Source organism: Anabaena sp. UHCC 0204 (assembly GCF_009711975.1).
Lineage (GTDB): Bacteria > Cyanobacteriota > Cyanobacteriia > Cyanobacteriales > Nostocaceae > Dolichospermum.
Genome location: NZ_VIKW01000002.1, coordinates 293,569 through 316,552 on the forward strand (window position 1 = coordinate 293,569; position 22,984 = coordinate 316,552).

17 protein-coding genes are annotated in these 22,984 nt (G+C 36.5%); 8 read left to right on the forward strand and 9 right to left on the reverse strand.

The features are described from left to right. Positions 1-188: 188 nt before the first annotated feature. Together FJR04_RS02805 and FJR04_RS02810 are read right to left on the reverse strand one after the other, a co-directional pair. Positions 189-1,520, reverse strand: a complete 1,332-nt coding sequence (locus tag FJR04_RS02805) for a tellurite resistance TerB C-terminal domain-containing protein (RefSeq protein WP_168491596.1) — start codon at positions 1,518-1,520, stop codon at positions 189-191. Positions 1,521-1,590: 70 nt separating this feature from the next. Continuing rightward, on the reverse strand, positions 1,591-2,937 hold the full coding sequence (locus tag FJR04_RS02810; RefSeq protein WP_168491598.1) for an ATP-binding protein: 1,347 nt from the start codon (positions 2,935-2,937) through the stop codon (positions 1,591-1,593). Between the two features lie 617 nt (positions 2,938-3,554). On the opposite strand from FJR04_RS02810, the gene FJR04_RS02815 reads away from it, so the two are divergent. From FJR04_RS02815 to FJR04_RS02845, 7 genes are all read left to right on the forward strand, one after another. Beyond that, on the forward strand, positions 3,555-4,793 hold the full coding sequence (locus tag FJR04_RS02815; protein WP_168491599.1) for an aminoglycoside phosphotransferase family protein: 1,239 nt from the start codon (positions 3,555-3,557) through the stop codon (positions 4,791-4,793). Positions 4,794-4,952: 159 nt separating this feature from the next. Then, entirely contained in the window at positions 4,953-6,038 is a 1,086-nt protein-coding gene (locus FJR04_RS02820) for a T3SS effector HopA1 family protein (RefSeq protein WP_168491601.1), read from the forward strand. A 61-nt stretch (positions 6,039-6,099) separates the two neighbouring features. Continuing rightward, positions 6,100-6,663 (forward strand): YbjN domain-containing protein, encoded by a 564-nt coding sequence (locus tag FJR04_RS02825; RefSeq protein WP_168491603.1) that lies wholly within the window; start codon positions 6,100-6,102, stop codon positions 6,661-6,663. Positions 6,664-6,913: 250 nt separating this feature from the next. Beyond that, positions 6,914-7,411 (forward strand): hypothetical protein, encoded by a 498-nt coding sequence (locus FJR04_RS02830; RefSeq protein WP_168491605.1) that lies wholly within the window; start codon positions 6,914-6,916, stop codon positions 7,409-7,411. An 84-nt stretch (positions 7,412-7,495) separates the two neighbouring features. Continuing rightward, positions 7,496-7,888: a DUF2358 domain-containing protein gene (locus tag FJR04_RS02835; RefSeq protein WP_168491607.1), complete on the forward strand. Its 393-nt coding sequence runs from the start codon at positions 7,496-7,498 to the stop codon at positions 7,886-7,888. Positions 7,889-7,931: 43 nt separating this feature from the next. Further along, positions 7,932-9,119 carry a TRC40/GET3/ArsA family transport-energizing ATPase gene (locus FJR04_RS02840; protein WP_168491609.1) on the forward strand — a complete coding sequence of 396 codons (1,188 nt, stop codon included), beginning with the start codon at positions 7,932-7,934 and terminating at the stop codon, positions 9,117-9,119. A gap of 192 nt (positions 9,120-9,311) precedes the next feature. After that, positions 9,312-12,086: a GAF domain-containing protein gene (locus tag FJR04_RS02845; RefSeq protein WP_254445185.1), complete on the forward strand. Its 2,775-nt coding sequence runs from the start codon at positions 9,312-9,314 to the stop codon at positions 12,084-12,086. A 216-nt stretch (positions 12,087-12,302) separates the two neighbouring features. On the opposite strand, the gene FJR04_RS02850 is transcribed toward FJR04_RS02845, so the two are convergent. From FJR04_RS02850 to FJR04_RS02860, 3 genes are all read right to left on the reverse strand, one after another. Then, positions 12,303-12,929, reverse strand: coding sequence for a hypothetical protein (locus FJR04_RS02850; RefSeq protein ID WP_168491611.1), 627 nt, complete (start codon positions 12,927-12,929; stop codon positions 12,303-12,305). Positions 12,930-13,297: 368 nt separating this feature from the next. Next, the gene (locus FJR04_RS02855) at positions 13,298-14,668 is read right to left on the reverse strand and encodes a DUF2330 domain-containing protein (RefSeq protein WP_168491613.1); all 1,371 of its coding nucleotides are present in this window, start codon (positions 14,666-14,668) and stop codon (positions 13,298-13,300) included. A gap of 9 nt (positions 14,669-14,677) precedes the next feature. Continuing rightward, positions 14,678-15,496, reverse strand: a complete 819-nt coding sequence (locus FJR04_RS02860; RefSeq protein WP_168491673.1) for an RnfABCDGE type electron transport complex subunit D — start codon at positions 15,494-15,496, stop codon at positions 14,678-14,680. Positions 15,497-15,600: 104 nt separating this feature from the next. On the opposite strand from FJR04_RS02860, the gene FJR04_RS02865 reads away from it, so the two are divergent. After that, positions 15,601-16,278, forward strand: coding sequence for a polysaccharide deacetylase family protein (locus FJR04_RS02865; RefSeq protein WP_168491615.1), 678 nt, complete (start codon positions 15,601-15,603; stop codon positions 16,276-16,278). 15 nt (positions 16,279-16,293) lie between these two features. On the opposite strand, the gene FJR04_RS02870 is transcribed toward FJR04_RS02865, so the two are convergent. The 4 genes from FJR04_RS02870 to FJR04_RS02885 all read right to left on the reverse strand — a co-directional run bounded on the left by FJR04_RS02870 (position 16,294) and on the right by FJR04_RS02885 (position 22,879). Further along, positions 16,294-18,480: a dynamin family protein gene (locus FJR04_RS02870; RefSeq protein ID WP_168491619.1), complete on the reverse strand. Its 2,187-nt coding sequence runs from the start codon at positions 18,478-18,480 to the stop codon at positions 16,294-16,296. Between the two features lie 132 nt (positions 18,481-18,612). Further along, complete coding sequence (locus FJR04_RS02875; RefSeq protein WP_168491621.1) at positions 18,613-20,694, reverse strand: dynamin family protein; 2,082 nt, start codon at positions 20,692-20,694, stop codon at positions 18,613-18,615. A 277-nt stretch (positions 20,695-20,971) separates the two neighbouring features. Then, complete coding sequence (locus FJR04_RS02880) at positions 20,972-21,274, reverse strand: hypothetical protein (RefSeq protein ID WP_168491623.1); 303 nt, start codon at positions 21,272-21,274, stop codon at positions 20,972-20,974. Positions 21,275-21,568: 294 nt separating this feature from the next. After that, entirely contained in the window at positions 21,569-22,879 is a 1,311-nt protein-coding gene (locus FJR04_RS02885; protein ID WP_168491625.1) for a hemolysin family protein, read from the reverse strand. Positions 22,880-22,984: the final 105 nt, after the last annotated feature.

Genomic DNA, 22,984 nt, shown 5'->3' on the forward strand with positions numbered 1-22,984 from the left:
GCATCAGCATTCAGTGTAAGGGCGAAGCATTCGGAAAATAAACTTGGGAAAAAACCGATAATTAATCACCCGAATGCTTCGCCCCTACTTGAAAAAAAACCGATAATTTATCGTCCGAATACTTCGCCATTACAGGAGTAGGAGGAAGGAGGAAGAATCAATAGTTTATTTCATAAGTATTTAGATTTTTAATTTTTGATTTCTGAATATTTGCTGATGATGGTTTTCACATTTAATAAATGTTCTTGAGCAATTTCGGGAATTTCGGTGTTGGTTTCGATGATTAATTCACCAATTGTATTATTGGCAATTTCATTAATAGCATCAATTAAAAGGTTGGGCATGGTAATATTGGCTTCGGCAATTTGTTTAATGGTAGCTTTAGGATTCTCTTGTTCCAAGATAGCTTGTAAGACTTGAATTTCCGAAGCTGGGAGATTTTCTAAGAAATTATGCCACTCTGTGGGTAAATTGTCTAGATGTTGGTTTTCATGATCAACGAAATCTAATGGTTGTAGTAATTCATCAAAGGGAAATAAATCAATATTATCTTCATTGTCTTCTTCATTGCTTGTGGATAATGTTTCGGAATTAACTGTTTCTATTTGTTGGAGTAATTCCCAAACTTGATTTTGTAACGAGTCTCTTTCATCTTGTAATAGGGAAATTTGGTTTTGTAGTTGATGACTTTCTGTTTGTTGGGCTAATGTTTTATTTTGTAAAGAATTAAGGGTATTCTCTAAATTTTCTTTTGTTGTAGTTGTTTGTGCTATTAACTCATGTTGTTTAGAGATTTTCAGTTCCTGATTTTGAGATTCTATTCTTAGTTCATAGAGTTTTTCTTCTAATTGAGGTTTGAGTCTTTCTAAAAGAATGACATCGTTTTCTAGTTCTTGTTTTTCTTTTTTAAGAACATCAATTTGAGGTTGTATTTGGTGAAGTTCGGCGCGGGATACATTGCAACTCAATTCTAATTTCCGTTTTTCGGAGATGAGATTATTACAATTATTATTCAGTTCTATATTACTATTTTCTAGGTTTGTAAATTCATTGGTGAGGTTATAAATTTCAGTTTCAATTTGCTTTTTTTGAGCAGCTAAATTACCTATATCTCGATGTAGACTGTCTCTTTGACTACGACAATCACCAATTTGATTTTCTAGCTGTTGAGTTTCTGTATACAATAAATTTCTATATTCTTCTAATTGCTGCATTTCCCTAACAAGACGGGATTTTAATCCTTCTATATCTCGGATACGTCTATGAAGAGAACCAATCATTCTCAGTTCATCAGTTCGGCGACGTTTCTCGACCAGAAATGCGGCTGAATATGTGGCTAGAACTGTAATTATTCCGGTTAAAAAGGCTTTAGGAAAATCCCAGTTGGGGACAAGACTTAAACCAAAACTTACACTAAATGCAGCTATTCCTAGCACGATTCGATAACTAACTATTGTTGGTTGCACCTTGCTAGATTTTAGTGTAGTTAAGTTGTTAGAATTACTAGTAATTAAAGTCATTATTCCTCACATTTTGTTTCGTAAGTATACAGTGATAATTATGGTTTCATTACATGGTAAATGATTGTAATTATGACTCAGAAATGATATTGTTATTGTCGCCAAAAACGGCTAAATCTGCTTTTAAAAAGTCTACAAATTGTCTGGCGGTTCTGCCAGAACGTCCATTATGATGGGTTGCCCATTGTAAAGCTTTGAATTCTAAATCTTGGGGGGAAATATTGATATTTGCTGCTAGGTGCTGGACTATTTGTAAATAGGTTTTTTGATCTGCTGCTTCAAAGGTTAATGTTAAACCAAAGCGATCGCTAAAAGATAATTTTTCTTGCATTGTATCCCACCCATGAACTTCCTGATTATCCTTGGGATTTGGTCTATCAGTGAAATATTCCCGGATTAAGTGGCGACGGTTAGAAGTAGCATATACAACCACATTTTCGGGTCTGGCAGTTACATTTCCTTCTAAAACTACTTTCATTGCTTTAAAGGTATCATCATCTTCTTCAAAGGAAAGATCATCTACAAAGATAATAAATTTCTGGGGAACTCCTCGCAACTGTTCGACAATTTTGGGTAAATCTGGCAACTCTGATTTAGACACTTCTATTAGGCGCAAGTTTCTATGACTGTACTCATTTAACAAGGCTTTAACTAAAGAAGACTTGCCTGAACCACGGCTACCATAAAGTAATACGTGCAGTGCTGTTTCTCCTGACAATAAAAACTCTGTATTTTTTACTAAAGCATCTTTTTGCCACTCGTAACCTACTAGTGTAGACAGTTTCACGGAATCAGGATAGGCAATACCCACTAATTGCCCACTTTGCCAACGAAAAGCCGGATATTGGGCAAATAAACCAGTTCCATGTAGTTGATAATAAATGGCTAAATCTTCTACAGCATCACCCCAATTATCTAACTGGGGAATAGATACCATTAAACCTGTCTCTATCCCTACTGCTTCTGGTTCTCGATACCAAACGACGGGAGAAATAGGTAAATGAGTAGCCATTTGTACCCATTCGCTCAGAACTGCACTATTACATTCATACAAAGTTTGTAATATTTGTAAGTCATGTTTGACAGCAGCTACTAAAGCTGGGGGTAATTGACTAAATTCCTGCTGTTGCGCCAATTTGGTAAACGGATTATCTGCAATCAGGATTTGTTTAATTAGGTATTCTTCCCAGGTTTGATGACTACTGGCTAAAGCTTGAAAATAACTACCATAAGCTTGGAGGCAATCCCGCCCATCTACATCAGCATAACGGATGGTTTGTAATAGGTTGAGAAAGGTGCTACCCACTTCACTTGCCAAGATAGATTGGTACAGTAAAAGGGAGGCAGCTTGGCGTTGCAGAAATTGAACTGTTGTATAAGATGTAGAATTTGCCGTAGGCATTGCTAGATGATCCATCAATCAACTGGGTAAATTATCTCTCACCATGAATTTAAGTATAATGGTGACTTTTGACTATGGCATTTTTATCTTGGTTGGCAGGATTTTAGTCAAGTTTCGTTAGTACATTAATATTAATATAGAATGGTTATTTTCAGATAATAGTGAGTTAGAACACCCGTGAGCAGTAATTTAAAACTTATACCTACAGGAATACAAGTGTAGCGATTTATATATTAAAGTAGAGAGGATTGGGGATAGTAGTAAAATAATACTGATAACATTCAGGCTAAATTACTAACATACCCAGGGGAAACATGGATCACTGACTACCATAAGTAACCATTGTTTCCGGTTGATATCTACTACCAATCATTTCTGGAACAGTAATGTTGTTATTCAAGGTGCAAAGCTCTACTACAGATATTGTAAAGATTTTATAGTTTCTTCCGTAGACTAGAAAGTAAAAAAATAGCTAATATTGCCATTTTGGCAGGTCTTTCCGACACAAATGGGATATTAGTAGATAGTAGCAAAAGTTCGTAAATTTTTTACCATTAACTAAGAACTGCTACAGCCATCTCAATCTTGACTGTGGTCATTCTTTAGCCATTTAAATAACTAGGAAATAATTCATGTTATCATCACTATCTTCTCAAAATGTTATCCAGTATCTGCAACAGGCAGGGCTGTGTAGCTCAGAAGATGGCGCTGCATATAAATCTGTATTGCCAGAAAATAGCAATAAGAATTGGAATTTACTGGTAATGCTGGCAGATAATCGCCAACTGCTCATTAAACAAGAACGTAAAATTAATAGTGATCACAATTCCCACGAATTTTTTAATGAGTGGCTATTTCATCAGTTATTACAGAAATTTCCCGTAATTGGGAATATTGGCGCGATCGCTTCATCATTGCTGCACTTTGATGAGAAGAATTCTATCCTTGTACGGAGCTACTTAAGCGAATATCTGGAACTAGGAAAGTTTTATGATCACAGCAGTATTTTTCCTCCAGAAATAGCGATCGCTATTGGTACTACGTTAGCAGGATTACATCGAGCTACGTTTAATAAACGTGAGTATCGTGATTTTATGGCTACTGCTCCCGCAGGAGAGTTTCGCTATAATTTTTACAATCCTGCCCAAGGTATACCATCAATAACTCCAGAAACATTTGGAACAATTCCTACTGAGGCGCTACAATTTTATCGTCTTTATCAACAATACGAAAGTTTAGAATCGGCAATTGCTGATTTAGCTTACGAATGGAAACCTTGTTGTTTAACTCATAACGATTTACAGTTAAGCAATATTTTGGTTCATTCTCGATGGGAACAGCTAGATAACTGCTTAGTACGGCTGATTGACTGGGAAGCTTGCGCGTGGGGAGATCCGGCTTTTGATTTAGGAACTCTGTTAGCAAGTTATTTAAGAATTTGGCTTTCTAGTCTGATCGTTGATCCAACATTAGAGTTAGAAGAATCTTTGAATTCAGCCATGATTCCTCTAGAAATCTTACAACCTTCAATCCTGGCTTTAATTCGGGCTTATCTTGATGCTTTTCCCATGATTTTAGAATATCATCGGGACTTCATTATGCGGGTAATTAAGTTTACGGGTTTGGCATTAATTCAACAGATTCAAAACAGAATGGAATGCCAAAAATATTTTGATCATAGTCATGTGTGTATGTTCCAAATTGCTAAAAATTTATTGATAATGCCAGAGCAATCTGTATTAACTATTTTTGGCATATCTGAATTAGAAATTTTCCAATCTGTCGCCAGACTTCAAAAACTTCCCCAGCCAGACAAGGAACAACAATTAGTCCGCCTTTATTACGAAAAAACTCGTCTGCGGGGTTGTTAACTAATATGGTTCTTTATGTTCAGGACTTACGCACAAGTCACGAAAGAACGAACCACGAAGGAACGAAGAACACGAAGAAAAGAGAGTTTCAGAGATATTTTGCGTAAGTCCTAATGTTTACATATATATTTTTCTGAAGTTTGAGGTGTGAATGTTTTGATGCTTGAAGACTCTACCAGCCAAATCGTAAATTCATTGTTCGATATTGCCAGTAATATCCAGATTGAACCTAATTTTTGTATTTACCATCCTCATTATCAACCTTTTGCTTTACCCGCTACTGTGGCAAATAGGTTTCAACAAAATTCACCCTCTCTACAACAGAAGTATTTGAACATACTTCTGCGGAATTTCCTTTATGGTATTTATTATAATGGCTCACTGCAAACAGTTTTAGCAGCAAATAGTCATAATTATCAACCACAGCTAAATTCAATTGAAAATAATAGCTTGGGTGTAGATGGAGATTTTTATGAACAACTGCATCATCATAATCATGGTACAGGCAATTATGAACCCAATTGGCAGGTTTTGAGAATTGAACCTGATGGGAGTATGGCAGTTATTAAAAATGGTTTAACATTATATATTGAGCCAGAATGTCATCTTAAATCCCGGAAAAAGTCTCCTAAAGTTGGGGAATTAATAGCAATATGGATGCCTAAAAATCGCCTCCAAAATGGCTGTTATGTGGCAGTAAGTAATATGGGTGTAGAAAGCCAAAATCCCCCAGAACATACTGATTTGACAGTGGGACGGATTTATTTTAATGTGACATCAACGGGAGCGATCGCTCTCATGGATAGCTTAACAGAAGCATTAAATAACGCCAAAATTCCTTTTAGTTTTCAGGTTCTTTATAATCCCGCTGCCTATGGGCGTTATGATGCCGGTGTACTGCACTTTGAACGCCTAGACTATCCCACAATTCGGACTATTCTGCGAGAGATTTATCAACAACATCAAGCCCATTTTCAATCAGAAATACCCTTATTTACAAAATTTTTAGCACCGGGTTTAGGTTTAGCAGAAGAACCAAATCAAAAATTTGCCCCTCAAGAAAGCTTTGGCATGAACCGTTGTCAAATCGTGGCCAATGCCTTATTGGAAGCGTGGGATAAAGGTAAAAATGCCCTTGAAGAACGGATAGACATGATCAATCAACACTTTGCCCAACACCTGATTGACGTGCAGCATCCTTATCTTAATCCTGCCTCTAATGACATATATCAGCCGTTAAATTGATTTTTGAGAGATTTAATCATCCAGAAAGCGTTACCCTAGATCGTAAAGTTCAGGGATAATTATGACACTGGAAGAAATAGCAGGGACGTTAGCAGAGTTATTTAGTGCTGAAGTTGTAAAATCTATTGCCCCTGGATCTTGGCAAATCGAAACTGCTGATTTTCGCTTGTTGGTACTGCTTTCAGAAGATAATACATGGTTACGGATCTTACTGCCAATTATGCCTTTGCAAGAAGCTGAACCATTTTTAAAACAGGTTCTAGAGGCTAACTTTGATGACACCCAAGAAACTCGCTATGCTTTATATGATGGGGTAGTCTGGGGAGTATTTCAGCATAATAGCGGCACTTTGGTGAATGCGGATTTTGCAAATGCGATCGCTCGTCTAATTTCATTGTATCAAGCAGGTGTCAATGATGTTTTCAATAATCTAGTAGAAACCCGTATCCGCGAAATTATTCAAGCTGCAAAACAACAGGGACAATCTCTAGAAGCAACTATGCAGAATCTAGATCGTTTTTATGCAGAAGGATTATTAGGAGATATTGACCAAAATCCCCAGGGTAGAGAACAAGTTTTAGCAGCTTGGCGGCGACGATTAGAAAGTCTTTGGGGTGAACTGTAGTAATTAGGTGACAGGTGACAGGTGACAGGTGACAGGTAATAGGTGATAGGTGATAGGTGATAGGTAATAGGTGGTGGAACGAACCTTTGGGCGTGCGGTGTCGGCAATTTGTCAGAGATGATGAGTTATAGACTGAAACATCTGAGAGCTTGATATAGCTGACTATGATCCGTATTATAGTGAGGGGATTCGCATATAATTTGACTCCTCAAAACTTTCCTTTTCAAACATCCTCCAAGGAATCCAGAGCATGACACTCGCACAACTCCAAACTCAAATCAAAGAAAAATTAGCCAAAATAGAAGAGCAGCAACAAGCATTATTAGATTCTCAAGAAGAATTATCTTTGCTTTTAGAGAAGGAAAAAATCATGCAACAAGTAGCACATGAAAAAATCAAAGAAGCAGCACAGCTATTAAGAGCAGCACAAGCTAATTTAGACTGTACAACCGAGGAGATTCTAGATATTACTAAATCAGAAATGATTAGTCCTGAAATAGAACCAGAAGTAGAAGATGAGTTTGATTTATTAGCACAATATAATCAAAAGGGTTTAATTTTAGGTTCTCTAGAAGTTGAGCTAGAAAAATCTGAATTTAGTATCACAGAAGGTCAAGAAGAATTGGTCAATGCCCTAACTGAAAAACTCGATGATTTTGAATTTGCTTTATCCCGTTTACCTCTAGAAGAAAGAGATTATGCCAGAGTAAAGCTTCAATCTATCATAGGTAATTTTGTCAATAAGTAGGGATTGGTTAGATAATTGATAATTGACAACGCTTAATAACCTAGATTTGAGACTATTTTTATCTCCTACTACTTCTGTGAATTTATGGATATTATTGAAACTCTCAAAGCTGATTATGCTAAATTTCCTGCTAATCAAACTTACAGCATTTATGCAAAAGATGTTTATTTTCAAGATGCTGTTTTCAAGTTTCGGGGAATTGAGCTTTATAAATGGATGATTAAATTTATCCAGACCTTTTTTTTGAATCTACAAATGGATTTGCATAACATCCAACGTCAGGAAGAAATCATTAAAACTGAATGGACTCTGAGTTGGAATTCGCCACTTCCTTGGAAACCGCGAATTTCTATTTCTGGTTGGAGTGAATTACGTCTGAATGTTGATAATTTAATTATTTCTCATATTGATTATTGGCACTGTTCATCCTTAGACGTAATGAAGCAGCATTTCATTTCCTCGAAAAACCAATCATAATGTAAATAAATGTAAACAAACTTCAGGCAAGAAGGAATCATCCATGCGAGTAATTTTAATGACAGGGAAAGGTGGTGTGGGTAAAACCTCCGTTGCCGCAGCCACTGGACTTCGTTGTGCAGAACTTGGCTATCGGACATTAGTTTTAAGTACAGACCCCGCCCACTCCCTTGCAGATAGCTTTGATATCGAGTTAGGACATGACTCTCGCCTAGTTCGTCCTAATTTGTGGGGTGCAGAATTAGACGCTCTCCAAGAATTAGAAGGTAATTGGGGGGCTGTGAAACGCTACATTACCCAAGTTCTCCAAGCTAGAGGTTTAGATGGCATACAAGCGGAAGAACTAGCAATTTTACCAGGTATGGATGAAATTTTCGGCTTGGTGAGAATGAAACGTCATTATGATGAAGGGGAATATGATGTTTTAATTATTGATTCAGCCCCCACGGGAACAGCATTACGACTGTTAAGTTTGCCTGAAGTTGGCGGCTGGTATATGCGCCGTTTTTACAAACCTTTCCAAAATATTTCCGTTGCTTTGAGACCACTGGTAGAACCTTTTTTCAAACCCATTGCTGGGTTTTCTTTACCAGATAAAGAAGTAATGGACGCACCTTATGAATTTTATGAGCAAATTGAAGCTTTGGAAAAAGTTTTAACTGATAATACTCAAACCTCAGTGCGTCTAGTTACCAACCCCGAAAAAATGGTAATTAAAGAATCTCTCCGCGCTCATGCTTATCTCAGTTTGTATAATGTAGCCACAGATTTAATTATTGCTAACAGAATTATTCCCCAAGAAGTAACAGATCCATTTTTCCAACGCTGGAAGGAAAATCAAGAACAATACCGTCAAGAAATTCATGCTAATTTCTTGCCTCTGCCAGTCAAGGAAGTACCCTTGTATTCTGAAGAATTGTGTGGTTTAGCAGCTTTAGAAAGGTTGAAAGAAACCCTGTACAAAGACGAAGATCCAACTCAGATTTATTATAAAGAAACCACAATTAGGATTGTTCAAGATAACAACCAATACTGTTTGGAATTGTATTTACCCAATATTCCCAAAAGTCAAGTTCAACTGAGTAAAACTGGAGATGAATTAAATATTACTATTGGTAATCATCGCCGTAATTTGGTATTACCTCAAGCTTTAGCAGCATTGCAACCAGCAGGAGCAAAAATGGAAGATGATTATCTGAAAATTCGCTTTGCTGAAAGTACGGGAGTTTAATTCTTAGAAAAGGTGAAATCTATCTAAACTTTGAGATCCCCGACTTATTTAATCAGTCGGGGATCTTGTTATCTTGTGATGTTGATAAACTGTATAACAGTATTTCTACTGAAGACAAGCCGGAGAGGAAAGTCTGAAAATATCTTTATTCAGATTGTATAATATTAAGCAGAAATCTATTATTTTTATATTATGAAAAATATCACTGACATACCCACACTAAATTTAGGAACTGGTATGGCTCAAGAAACTTTACTCCGTCGGATTACACATAGTATCCGTCAGTCATTAGAATTAGAAGATATTATTACAGCAACTACCGCTGAAGTACGTTCCTTGTTGGGAACTGACCGAGTGATGATTTATAGGTTTAATGGAGATCAAAGTGGACAGGTAATTGCTGAGTCAATTTATGAAAATCGTTTACCATCTTTACTGGGGTTAAATTTTCCCGCTGATGATATTCCCCTCCATGCGAGGGAAATGTTCATTCAATCACGGGTGCGTTCTGTCGTCAATGTGGATTCTCAGCAAATTGGTCAGAGTTCTGTATCAAATTTAGCAAGAGAAGATAATAGATATGAAGATATTTATTACCGTCCTGTAGATCCATGCCACGTAGAATATTTAACAGCAATGGGGGTAAAATCTTCTGTAGTTGCGCCGATTATTCATGAAGATCAACTGTGGGGTTTGTTGGTATCTCATCATTCCCAAGCCCGTGAAGTTGTCGAGTATGAACTAGACGCAATGCAGATGGTAGTTGAACAGTTATCTGTAGCGATCGCTCACAGTAATCTCCTCGCCCAAACCCGCGCCAGAGCCGAACGAGAAGCCATTGTTAACCGCATTGCCACCCTCCTCCATTCCCTCCCTACCATAGTCTTAGAACCGGCTTTAGAAGCAGCGGTAACTGCCTTTCATGGCGTAGGAGGGAGATTGTGTCTGAGAGATAATGCCTTCGATCTCATTCACAGCACCTTTAAAAGTTTACCAGAATGTTTAATCCCTGGCAGCGATCGCATCCGTGTTTATACTTATGGACAACAGCCAGTAATTCCTGAATCTAATATCTATCCATTATTAGAGCAGTATAGTGTTTGGCAGGAACATTATAAAACAGGTAAATATGATGTTTGGGCAATTGATGATATTTATCAAAACCCCAATTTACGCATTGTTCAACTAGCTTTTAAACCGACAAAAATTCGCAGCATTTTAATGATTCCCCTCCATTATCGCCAGCAATTAGTCGGATATTTAAGTATTTTTCGTAATGAAATAGATACAGAAACCCTTTGGGCTGGTCAATTTGATCCTGATAATAGACAACTTTATCCTCGATTATCTTTTGAAATTTGGCGGGAATCTAAACATGGACAACCTCAAAATTGGACTCATGAAGAAATAGAATTAGCCACAGATATTAGTAAACATTTTGCTTCCGCTATTCAACAATATGAACTTTATCAACAGGTACAGGGATTTAATGATAGTTTAGAAAAACAAGTTCAAAAACGCACCTTAGAAATGCGAAGAACTGGAGAACAACAACAAGCTGTATTTGGAGTTATCAACAAAATTAGAGAATCTCTGGATACAAATACTATTTTTCAAACGACGACAAAAGAAGTTTGTCAATTAATTAAAGCAGATCGGGTTTCTGTTTATCGTTTTAGTGCTGATTGGGGTGGAGAATTTGTTGGGGATTTTGAAGCCGCTAGTCCTAATTGGTTTAATGAATCTAAACTTGGTATTAATACCATTTGGAATGACACCTATTTACAAGATACAGAAGGTGGACGTTATCGTTATAACGAAACATTTGCTGTAGATGACATCTACAAAATGGGATTTGCACCCTGTCATGTTGATAATTTAGAACAGTTTCAAATTCATGCTTTTGTATTAGCTCCTATTTTTGTCGGTAAAAAACTTTGGGGTTTACTTTGTAGCTATCAACATTCTGGACCCCGGCAATGGAAAGAGACAGAAATTAACTTTATTAGTCAAATTGCTGGACAACTTGGGGTAGCAATTCAACAAGCTAACCTCTTAATAAAAACTCAACAACAAGCTGAAGAAATAACCCATGCCCTGCATAATTTACAAGCTACCCAAGCCCAACTAATTCAAACTGAAAAAATGTCTTCTTTGGGTCAATTAGTAGCTGGGGTTGCCCATGAAATCAATAATCCAGTTAACTTTATTTGTGGCAACCTCGTTCATATTAATGAATACTCAGAGGATTTGATGAAGATTCTCAATCTTTACCAACAAGAATTATCTGAACCTAGTGATGAGATTTTGGAAGCATCAGAAGAAATAGATTTAGAATTTCTCATGGAAGACTTTCCAAAAACATTGTCTTCCATGAAAGTTGGAGTTGATAGAATTCGGCAAATTGTTCTATCTTTACGGAGTTTCTCCCGTCTTGATGAAGCAGAAATGAAAGATGTCAATATCCATGAAGGTATAGATAGCACCTTATTAATTTTACAACATCGTCTCAAAGCCAGACCAGAAAATAAAGGCATTGAAGTAATTAAAGAATATGGCAATTTACCACTAGTTGATTGTTATGCTGGACAGCTAAATCAAGTATTTATGAATGTTCTGAGTAATGCAATTGATGCGTTAGAAAATTATCGAGTCCCAGAATCAGAAACGCCTCATCATTGTCAAATTACTATCAAAACTAGGGTAGGAGAAGTCAACAATATCAAAACTGCCATTATTACTATTGCTGATAATGGACCAGGAATGGTTGGAGGTTTAGCATCTAGAGTATTTGACCCATTTTTTACTACCAAACCAGTGGGCAAAGGTACTGGTTTAGGGCTATCAATTAGTTACCAAATTGTCGTAGAAAAACACTCTGGTATTTTGAAATGTAATTCACAACCAGGAATAGGTACAGAATTCTGGATAGAAATTCCCATTAAACAAATCATTAAAGAAGGTTAAGAGATTTAGGATTGCTATAGAACCCATTTGACATCTTATAAGGTTCTGAATTAAGGTACTCCTGAGCATCTACAATTCAATGCTAATGGCGTATTCCAGCAACCTGACTGATGCAGAATGGGAAATTTTTTGTCAAATGGGTTCTATAGATTAATTGTTCTCTCTTTTTCGCAGTGCCTTCTCTAACCAGCTTCAAAGGACTAATCACATTTTTAATTAACTATCTGCCCCTAATTCCTCTTTAAATAGCGTCCTAACTTCCCTAGTATTAAAATACCTATCCAGTATCTTATAAGGCTCTGCATAGCCTTTAGTCTGCTTGCAGAATACAGAATAAGCAATATTCTCATTAAATCTAAAGCCTAAAATCACATCTTTTTTAAACATATCCTTCTCGGCTTCAAACATGATTATGCTTTTGGGATGCTGATTAATTAAATCTTTGCTCTCAGAAATTAAATATTCCTTTGCTTTCTCAACGTTCAACCAGAACATCCTTGTTAAACCTACGTTCCAACATCCTATTTTAACTCTATTAAATTCATTATTGGAATGCTTATAAGAATACTCAAAAATATTACCTTTGGCTATATCTTTCCTATTGGTTTTGAAAAGCTGTACACAATAATCTTCAGCATCAAAAATGAAATTATAATGAATGAAATTATTAGCTGATTCTAACGGCTCAATACATTCTATTTCTTGCAGTTTCCGTTTTTTGTACTCTTTTTTACTGCTTTCTAGATATTCTATTAATTGCTTTTTAGCTTCATAGAAATATTTATCAAAGTTACCAACCTCTAGAGGAAAATTAACCAAATCTCTGATAATATACTCTTTCATTTTATTCTCCTAAACTTCTAATCAGTTGCTTGTTTTGACGGGCTAAAAATAGGCATTCATCAGCCTTGTGAGTGTTGCCAAGCCGTTGAAAAGCCCCGCTAGATGATTCAAATAATTGACCATTGTTTCTTCGATTTTGATGCGCTATAGCAATCCTAAATGAGATGTGTTCGCAAAGCGTACCGTAGGTATCACATCTATTCCTTCTCTTCCTCTGCGAACTCTGCGTCTGGAGCGGTATGGCTAACGCCACGCTTCGCTATCGTTAAAAAAAATCCGTTCATAATTCCAATAGGACTGCTATATTCACCTTCAAAATATCTCCAAGATATAAGGTTGGGTTAAGAAAACCCAACTTTGCAGTATTGCTACATACCCAACCAAGCTAAGAAATTATCCCACCAAGAAGTAGAAAGATTTTCTCCAGAAAATTGCATTTTTTGGCGAATATTTTGAATATTCCAGTTAGTGAGTCTAGCTAGAGTTTGGGCTTCTTTTTCAAATCGCTGGTTTAAAGAACTTTTGTATTTTTTCCCCGCACTACATTGAAGATTTCCTGTAAATGGGTGTTGTAAAACATAACGTCCTTGAAAAGATTCCCTCTGGGAAGTTGCTTGAAACATCAAATCTTCGGGAAACTTATTTCTGCTATAGCGGACGTGTAACCGAGTAATAAAAACACCACTACTAGGGAAACGAGAACGAAAACCGGGAGATATTGGTCTATCACTATTATTATCCAACCAAAAAACACCCGCTTGTTTTAATTCTTCATTATTTAATGGTTCAGTAGAACAAGGATCACAACTACTCATATCCCAAGCATATTCTAAAAATCCAACTTTTTTATCTTCTTTGGTGTAGGAAGTTTGGAATAAAGATTTATAAAAATCACCAAATTCATTCTTCACAAAAACAGGAATGTTCATATTTGAAGGAACTTTAACAGTGCGATAATTAGTAATTTCTGCCTGTCCTTGGGGTGAGAGAATATAAACAATTAAATCCTGTTCCTTAGTAGCATTAATCATTCCTAAACGAATCGGTAACATAAACTTAGGTGATTCGTAGGAAATTTGTAAAGGACGCAGTAATTGATAACCTGATTCGGCAAATTTATCTAAGTTGACTTTAGCAACAAAGAATTTCATGGAAGAACGAATATAGGGTTTAAGTAATTCTTTTGCCCCTTTAGGAATTTTATAACCATTGCGATTTAGCCAAATTTCTAGTCCACCAGATTCCTTCGCACTGAGGATGACAATATCATATTCACCAACATTAAATTTGGCTTCAACAGTCACTCCTAAACTGCTATCTTTCTCCATTTCATTAGCTACACCTCTCATTCTTACTGCTGCTGATGGTACTGGCATACGTGACATCATTTGTTCTGGGGCGCAGGGGTCAGAATCGAAATATTCAACTAATCTGGGGGCGCTAAAAGCATCTAGTTTCTCAATAATTTTTGGTTCAGCAACATGAACTTGTTCTTTTTTCAATACGCTAGGAACAGGAATCACAACTGCAAAATCTTTAACTTCACCTTGAAAATCATTAGCCATTGTTAAAACGGTGCGATTTCCATCTCTGGCAATTACGACTTGTGAAGCTTGGTTATATAGTTTTGCATCAGCTTTAGCTACATAAAAACCACAAAAAGCCCAAGCTGTAGGTGCAAAACACAGCACCGCCAAAAGTGCAGATATTAAGGGCATGAATAGGCGAAATAGTTGCATTTTAATTCCTTAATTGATGATAGTTAATTGGTGAGTTTCTGCTTGATTATTCCAGTAAAATCTAGGTTTAACCCAGAATTTATCTAAGAAAATAGTCAATGGGGCAAGGGCAAATAAAGCCCAAAATACAGCAGTGGGTATAAAGAAATAATTCCGCAAAATAAACGTTAAGAAAGCAATAGATATTGCCCAAATAATTCGACTCATCGGGGCGTTAGGAATTGACCGGGGATCTGTCACCATAAAGAGAGCAAATAACAGGAAAGATCCACTCATTAAATGATGGAAATAAACATCCCAAGTCCAACCTAACCACATATTTCTGATGGCTGCTAAGAGGGAATAAGCACCTAAAAAAGCGGCAGTAGTATCCCAACGACCAACACGCTGTAAAATCATGCCTCCAGTCCCTGCAAATAACAACGCATACCACCATTCTTCCCCCCATTGTCCTGGTGTAACCCAAGCATCATTAGTAAGGGTAAGAACAGCAATAATGCCAAAATTGGCAGGGTTGAAGAAATGCTTTTCCCCAGATTGGAAAATAAATTTACTCGCTATGGCTGCAAATCCAGCTAAGGCCATTGTTGTCCAATGATCTGCGCGTAATAGTAAACTCAGTCCCAGAGAGGTAATTAAAGGACTACGGAGATTAATTACTTCTGGGGATTTGGTGAGCAATGAGAAGATGATTTGAGTTATGATGCAGGAGGCGATCGCCACACCAATCAGTTCTGGGTGTAGTGTCCAGTCTCGTGTTCCAATTCCCAAAATCAGAAATAAACTCAGAAACAGAATTTGATAATCTCGAATATCTTTGAACAACATCATCTTGAGTCCAGGGATTACCCGCAGATTTTTTCCCAATTTAAACCAGTGTGATCATAAATTAGGTTGTTGTTACAGTTTTTGTTACAAATTTATTTTTAATAATGGAATTTGCTCCCCTATTTCCCTTTGTTTATCGGCTTCTCCAACCCACTTTTCCCCATTGTCTATGGGGTGGAAACTCAAGCAGCAAGAGTATCTCCTTGACTTTTGATGATGGACCTCATCCCCAATACACACCCCAAGTATTAGCGGTTTTAAAACGTTACAATATTACCGCTAGTTTTTTCTGGTTAGGAAATTGTGTAAATCGGTTTCCAGAAATTGCGAAAACAGTCAGCGAAGAAGGACATTGGATTGGGTTACATGGTTATGAACATGATTCTTTTCCTCTGCTTTCCCCAACGCAACTACAACAAAGTTTAGAAAAAACTCAAGTTGCTATTTACAATGCTTGTAATTTACCACCTGAATTAGTGCGAGATGTGCGTCCTCCTAATGGGTTTTTCACACCGGGAACATTAAAGTTATTTCAAAGGTGGAATTATCGTCCAGTTATGTGGAGTGTAGTTCCTGAAGATTGGGTTCTTCCTGGTGTAAATGTTGTCGTAGAACGAGTGATGAAGCAAGTTAAAAACGGTTCGTTAATTGTGTTACATGATGGTTATTTTGGGGGGAAAGATGTGGCAGAAACTATTAATATTTTAATTCCCCAATTATTAAAACAAGGGTATAATTTTGTGACTGTTGATAGTTTATGGAAATATGATCAAAAAATATAGTTTATTTACCTGCAATTAATCATTATTTTTCTCTAAAATACTGTAAGCTTCATTTACTAACCTCATCTTTTCTTGAACTTGTTTTTGCATTTGTGGTTGATTAACAAATAAATCAGGATGCCATTTTTTTACTAATGTTTTATAAGCTTGTTTCACTTCCAGAAAAGAAGCACTAGGTTGTAACCCTAAAACTCTATAAGCGTAAGTAATTTTATCTTTTTGTGCTGGTGTTTTGGGCTGATTTTGTGACTTTTGATTTGCACCAGGTGATTTCATATTAGCTTTTATTTGCGCTATTTCTTGTTCAATTTCCCAAGCCCGAAATTTTGCTTCTACCTCAGCAGGGTTTGGTGGTGGGGTATAAACTTGCTGACGCAGTGGTTCTACTTTGGGAGGAGTATTTCCCTGACGTGGTGATTCTACCTTTCTGTCTGGATTTCGATGAGTATTTTCTTTTGGAGGTGGATAAAATTGTTGTTTGGGGATTTGAGAATTTGTAGATTTAGGTTGATTTTGATAAGGTGGATATTTACTGGTGATATTCGCTTTTTGTAACTCTCCTAATAACTGATTAAATTGATTTTGCAATTTTTGTAAATTTTCCCTTTGTTGAGTAATTTCCACTGGTTCTTGACTAACTTCAAAGTAAATTACTTTTCCTGATTTCTTTTCATATTCAGCTAAAATAGATAAACCTTGACTACTAAAACTAGATAAATATTTTTCAGCCGCAGCTATACAAATTTTGGCAACTTGTTGATTATAAGAATCTTTAGCTGATTGTTCATCCTGTTTTTGTAAGTTTTTATTTAAAATATAAGAAATACTTCCCACCACAGCAGCGCCGACTGGACCACCCAATAACCAACCAATACCACCACCAACAGCTAGAGAACCTGGTTCAGTTAAATCATTTGAATTATTTTGTTTTTCAGGTAAAGTTAATTGAGGTGGATGAGGAAAAGGAATTTTTAAATCTTCTGGACGTTCTGATTTAAAAAAATTATAAGCTTGATATAGCCATTTCATTACAGAGTTTTGTAATTCTGTCAAGTCTTTTTTAAAAGTGCCTGTTTGCCAAGAGTGCAAATTATTTTCAGCAAGTGCAACTGCAACATCAGCTTGGTATTTCTTGAGTAAATTAGGTAAAGATAACCAAGTTTCTAATTCATAAATACTGGTTTTAAAACCTTGGTAAATTAGATTTTGAGCTTTTTTATTAATTTCTATTTTAGCATTTTCTTTATCATCAAAAGTTTTAATTGTTTGAGAAGAATTAGAAATTTTATCAAAAAATAAAGCTTGCAATTGAGAAGATACAGTTTGTACCCTTGGTAAACGCACATTACTAGAATTTTGCTGTAAAATTCCAACTAGATTTTGCAAAGCAGTTTCAAAAGCTGCTAAACCACTACTATTTGCAAGTGCAACATCACCTTTTAATCTAGCGCGTAAAGCAGGTAAAGCATCAACTCGATATAAATTACTAAAACCTGGAGGTAAATCAGCGCGAAAACTTTCAGCTACAAATAGTAAGCGATTTTGGACTTGTTTCTGTTCTTCTGGTTCGAGTAAATTGAGAAAATTTGCTACAAAAATAACAGTTTTAATATTCCTATCTAATAACCAATCGCGGAGATTTTCTCTTTCTCCTAAAGTCATTAGTTTCCTTGCATCTAATAATTGAATAACTAAATCTGTACCTAATAACCGATCTTTTACTAAATTATCTTGTGCTTCTCTATCATTAGTTCCAGGTAAATCAACAAATTCTATTCCTGTTTCTAAAAAAGGATGGGGACAAAAAACTTCGACAGACGCAACATCTTTTCGCATCTGTCTATTGTCGTCTAAAATGGCAAATTGTTGTAAAACTTCTGTACCACTGCGATAGATTTCTGTACCATCTATTAACATAATCCGAGTGCGGACAGTTGTACCATATTTAACGGTAATTGCTGCACCTGTTGTGGGGATTAAATCAATGGGTAAAGTCCGATTTCCTAAGATTGCATTTAGTAAAGTTGACTTACCATGATTAAAAGGTCCAAATACTGCAATTTGAAAATTAGGATTAGCTAAATGATGACAAATAGAAGTGATATCTTGATGTAGTTGGGAATTCCGATCTAAATTCAAGATTCTACAAGTAGATTTTAAAGTGTCTGTTAATTCCTGATAACGTTGATATTTTTGTTGCATGATCTTATTTGTCAACTACATTTTAGTAATACTCTTATTTCTCCATTTTCTTCTTACTTTGCGCCTCTGCGTCTCTGCGTGAGAAAAAAATCTGGTGTTGGGTTTCCTTGCGTCAACCCAACCTACTTTTAATTAGCTGTAATAAGCTAATAAGTTGCTGTAAGCAGTTTCGATTTTTTGCAATTGTTCGATGATGTTTTCTTGTAAATTTTTAAAGCGTTTAAATTCACTTTCTCGATTAATTTCTCGTGTTTTTTTCTGTTGGAGGAGATTATCTAATTCCGATTTTCGAGAAGCAATATCATCATTAATCCGCTGACTTACTTCTTTTTCATAAGTAGTAAAACATTCTTTTACCGCATCATAAACAATGGGTGCTTGTTCGTTTGCTACTTGGGGAAGATATTTTACTAACTCTTTTTTTGTAGTTTTAACTAACTCTTTCCTAGCTTGATCTGCTTGGAGAATTCCTACTCCCAAACCTAACAAAGCAAAACCAATTGGACCGAGAAAAATACCTGTAACTGCGGTAATTATTCCCCCAACACCAATAACAGTAAAGTAGTTTAAGAGAATGTTTTTCCAATCAAAACCTGCACCAGCTAAAGCGACACCAGCTAAGTTACCTCTAGATAAAGATAATAAACCCATTGCCCATTTTGCCCAACCAGGAGAGTTATCATCTTCTGTGGTAGAATGGGTATTCACATTCACTTTTTGTCCAGTTAATTTTTCGGTGATTTGGTTAGTTACTTGATTGTAAGAAGCACCATATTGTGCAGCAGAGTTAGATAATTCTTTAAATGCTGTATTCATGTCTTTTTCAGCAGTTAAAGTCCATGCGGAAAATTTATCTGTGATATATTGTTCAAAGGCTTTTTGGAGTGCGTTGTTAAAAGCGTCTCGTTTTCCACTACTTAAGAAATCGAACAAATTTAATTCTGGTTGATAGCGCAAGAAATCATTTTCAAAGGTATTTCCTAAGTTTAAAACATAGCTACGAAAAGATTCAGATATGCTTCGTGCTTGAGAATCACTCGTGTTGATGATTTCCTTTTGGAATTGATCACGGATATGATTGAGTTTAGTAAATTCAGGTTCAACAGAATCAATACGTTTTTTTAATTCATCTACATCTTGATCTAGTAAGGGAATCCGTCTGTCAATGGCTTCACAGGTATGGTTTACAGCTTGTCTAGCTAAGGTTCTGACTTGACGCAATTCAGCGATCGCTCTTTCCCTCGTCAGAAAGGTATTTAATGCCCCCATAAACTCTGGAAAACCTGTTTTACTCAAGTCAGCTTGGGGATTTTTTAATCTGCGTCTTAGTGCTTGAATTGAAGATAGTTCAAAGACTCTTTCATCATATATATCTTGTCCATCTACATAACAATACTCGGCTAAATTGGCTTTAAATACTTGTCGGAGTCTCGTTTCTGCTGATGTTAATTCTTCGATATCATCAGGATCAATTAATGATTCTTTTACCTGATCCCAAGCATTAACTAAGAAGAAAACTGATAAACCCCGTCCTTTGATATAATTCTCTAAATAACGTCTTTCACCTAATGTACAAGGTTGAGAAGCCCGCATCACAAATAGAATTGCATGACAGTTATTCACATATCCTAAAGATAATTCATTTCGGGCTTCTGTATCATTCAAACCTGGACTATCAACGATTTCAATGCCCTTTTCTAGTAAAGTTAAAGGATACTCAACTACAGCATAATCAACATCAGGAAATGCTTGTTTTTGTTCCTGTTCTAACTTTTTTGCTTCGGCTGGATCTATGGTATATTTATATTTAAAGCTTTGAAAGTCTAGCTGTTGGGGACTTTTGCCATCATTGAAGTGAATAGTAACTTTTTTTTCTGCCCCATAGCGGAGGATTGTTAATACTGCTGTACAGGGATTTACATCACTGGGTAATAAGTTCTCACCAATTAAAGCGTTGAGAAATGTACTTTTCCCCCGTTTCATGTCGCCTAAAACTAAAAGCCGGAAGACACCATTTTTGAGATTTTTACTAGCGGCTGTAATGTCTTCAATATCTCTTGTTAAACTCAGTTTACCAGATGAGTTATCTCCAGCTAATTCGGCTTGATTAATGGTATCGGCGATTTTACTTAAACAAATAGAAATTTCTGAACGAACTTGAGAAACCCGTTCTAAATCATTGATAAATTTATCAGTTCCAACTTGATAATTCATGGTAATTCTTTAAGAAGGTGACAGGGAAGAAGGTGACAGGTGACAGGTGACAGGTGACAGGTGACAGGTGACAGGTGACAGGTGACAGGTGACAGGTAACAGGTGACAGAGAAGAAGTAAGAAGGAAGAAGGAAGAAGGAAGAAGGAAGGATTAGAAGAAGATCAGAATATTCTTGAATCTGGGTTATTAAGCATTGTCCATTATTAATTATCAACCTTGAATAGAGATTAAAAACGTGAATTGATGAAGTTTTTAGATTTGGTTAACAAGGGTTATTTAAGGTTTTTTGAATTTTGATTCTAGGAAGAGTTTATAAACTAGAAAAACCAAAGCCCCAAAAATAACAATTCCTGCTAAAGCTGAAGCTACTCTGACAGCAACTAAAGTTGCAACAGCTAGTCCAAAAAACTTACCACCGAGAATTAATTTTTTCAGCCAAGGTTTTTGAGATGGTTCTGGTTGATGTTTCTGGGTTTGATAAAAAGGTGCATCAATAGCATGGATTTGATCATCCATTTCTTGCAGTCGCTTTTCTACCTGACGTTGAATGTCTTGATTATGTTCATGAGGAGATTTCATTAGCGTCTACCTTGGTTAAGACATTTGTGATAGTAACAAAAAAATGTTCTCAGAGGATGTTGGAAAAGCTTCTCTGGGCGACTAGAAGTCGCGGCTACACAGACAAAACCCACACTATGGCTAACGCCACGCTACGCTATCGACAAGCTCAGTGACCGCCTTCGTGGGTTCAAAAGTCCATTTTTGTGGATTTTGTTTGTGTAGTAGAGATTGATCATTGCCGGAAAGTTTTCTTTTCCAACTGTTATCTTCAATGTTTTGTGATTGCTTTTCGGAAATTAGGGGATTATTCCCTTACTCATTATGACTTACCTTGGGTGCAACTAACACTTTATCAACTCGGTTTCCATCCATGTCCATAACTTCAAAACGCATACCATCCCATTCAAAATGATCTGCGGCTGTGGGAATGCGCCCTAAATGGGTGATGACAAAACCGCCTAATGTTTGATAATTTCCTCTTTCCTGAGTTTCTAACTCTTCCATACCAAAAAGTTCTAAAAACTCTTCTATTCCTAACATTCCATCTACTAACCAAGAACCATCTTCTCTTTGTACAGCGTGGGGTTCGTCTTGTCCTGGTTCTGCGGGAACATCACCGACGATTTCACTCATAATATCATTAAGAGTGACTAATCCTTGAATTACGCCGTATTCATCTACGACTAAGGCCATGTGAGTAACGGTTTGTTTAAATAATTCTAAGACTTTTAAACCGCGGGTACTTTCGGGGACAAATACGGGTTGACGTAATCCAAGAGTTAAGTCTAAGGGTTCGTTGCGTAAACTTCTCGCTAATAAATCGGTGACAGGAATGATACCAAGGACATTATCCAATCCTTCTTGACAAACGGGATATCGAGAATAGGCGCTTTCCATCATTTTGTAGCGGTTTTCTTCGGAAGAGTCGTCTAAGTCTAACCAAACTATATCAGGGCGGGGTGTCATTAAGTAGGTGACAGGGCGATCGCCTAACCGGAAAACTCTTTCTACCATGTCCTGTTCGGCTTCTTCAAATGTTCCGGCTTCCGTCCCTTGTTCGATTAAAATTTTAATTTCTTCTTCTGTGACTTGGGGTTCAGTAGAAGGTGTAATTCCCAAAATCCGTAATACTAAGTCTGTAGATGCACTTAAAAGATAAACTATAGGAGAAGCTAGTTTAGCTAAAGCACTCATAGGTATAGCTACCAAAGCGGCTACTCTTTCGGGGTTGTTTAAAGCGAGGCGTTTGGGGACAAGTTCACCGACAATCAGGGAAAGATAGGTAATAATTAAAACCACTATCCCTACAGCGATCGCATGACTATAATTGGCTAAAGTGGGGATTGGCTTAATATACTCTTCTAGTCTTTTGGCAATGGTAGCACCGCCGAAGACACCATTGAGGATATTAATGAGTGTAATTCCCACCTGAACAATAGACAAAAAATGGTTGGGAGATTCTGCTAATCTCAATGCAGCATTGGCGTTGACATCTCCTTGATTGGCTAACTGCTGTAGTCTGACTTTCCGGGCTGAGACTACGGCCATTTCAGACATGGAAAATATCCCATTCGCTAAAATTAGCACCAAAATCGTTAAAATTTCAAAACTGATGGAAGACATTTTTAAAATTGTCGCTATAAAGAGTAGATGTATCTGGGGATGAAAATTCAGCCGATATTAATTATTTCCTTAGTATCTAATATTTAAGGTGATTCTCTAAATACT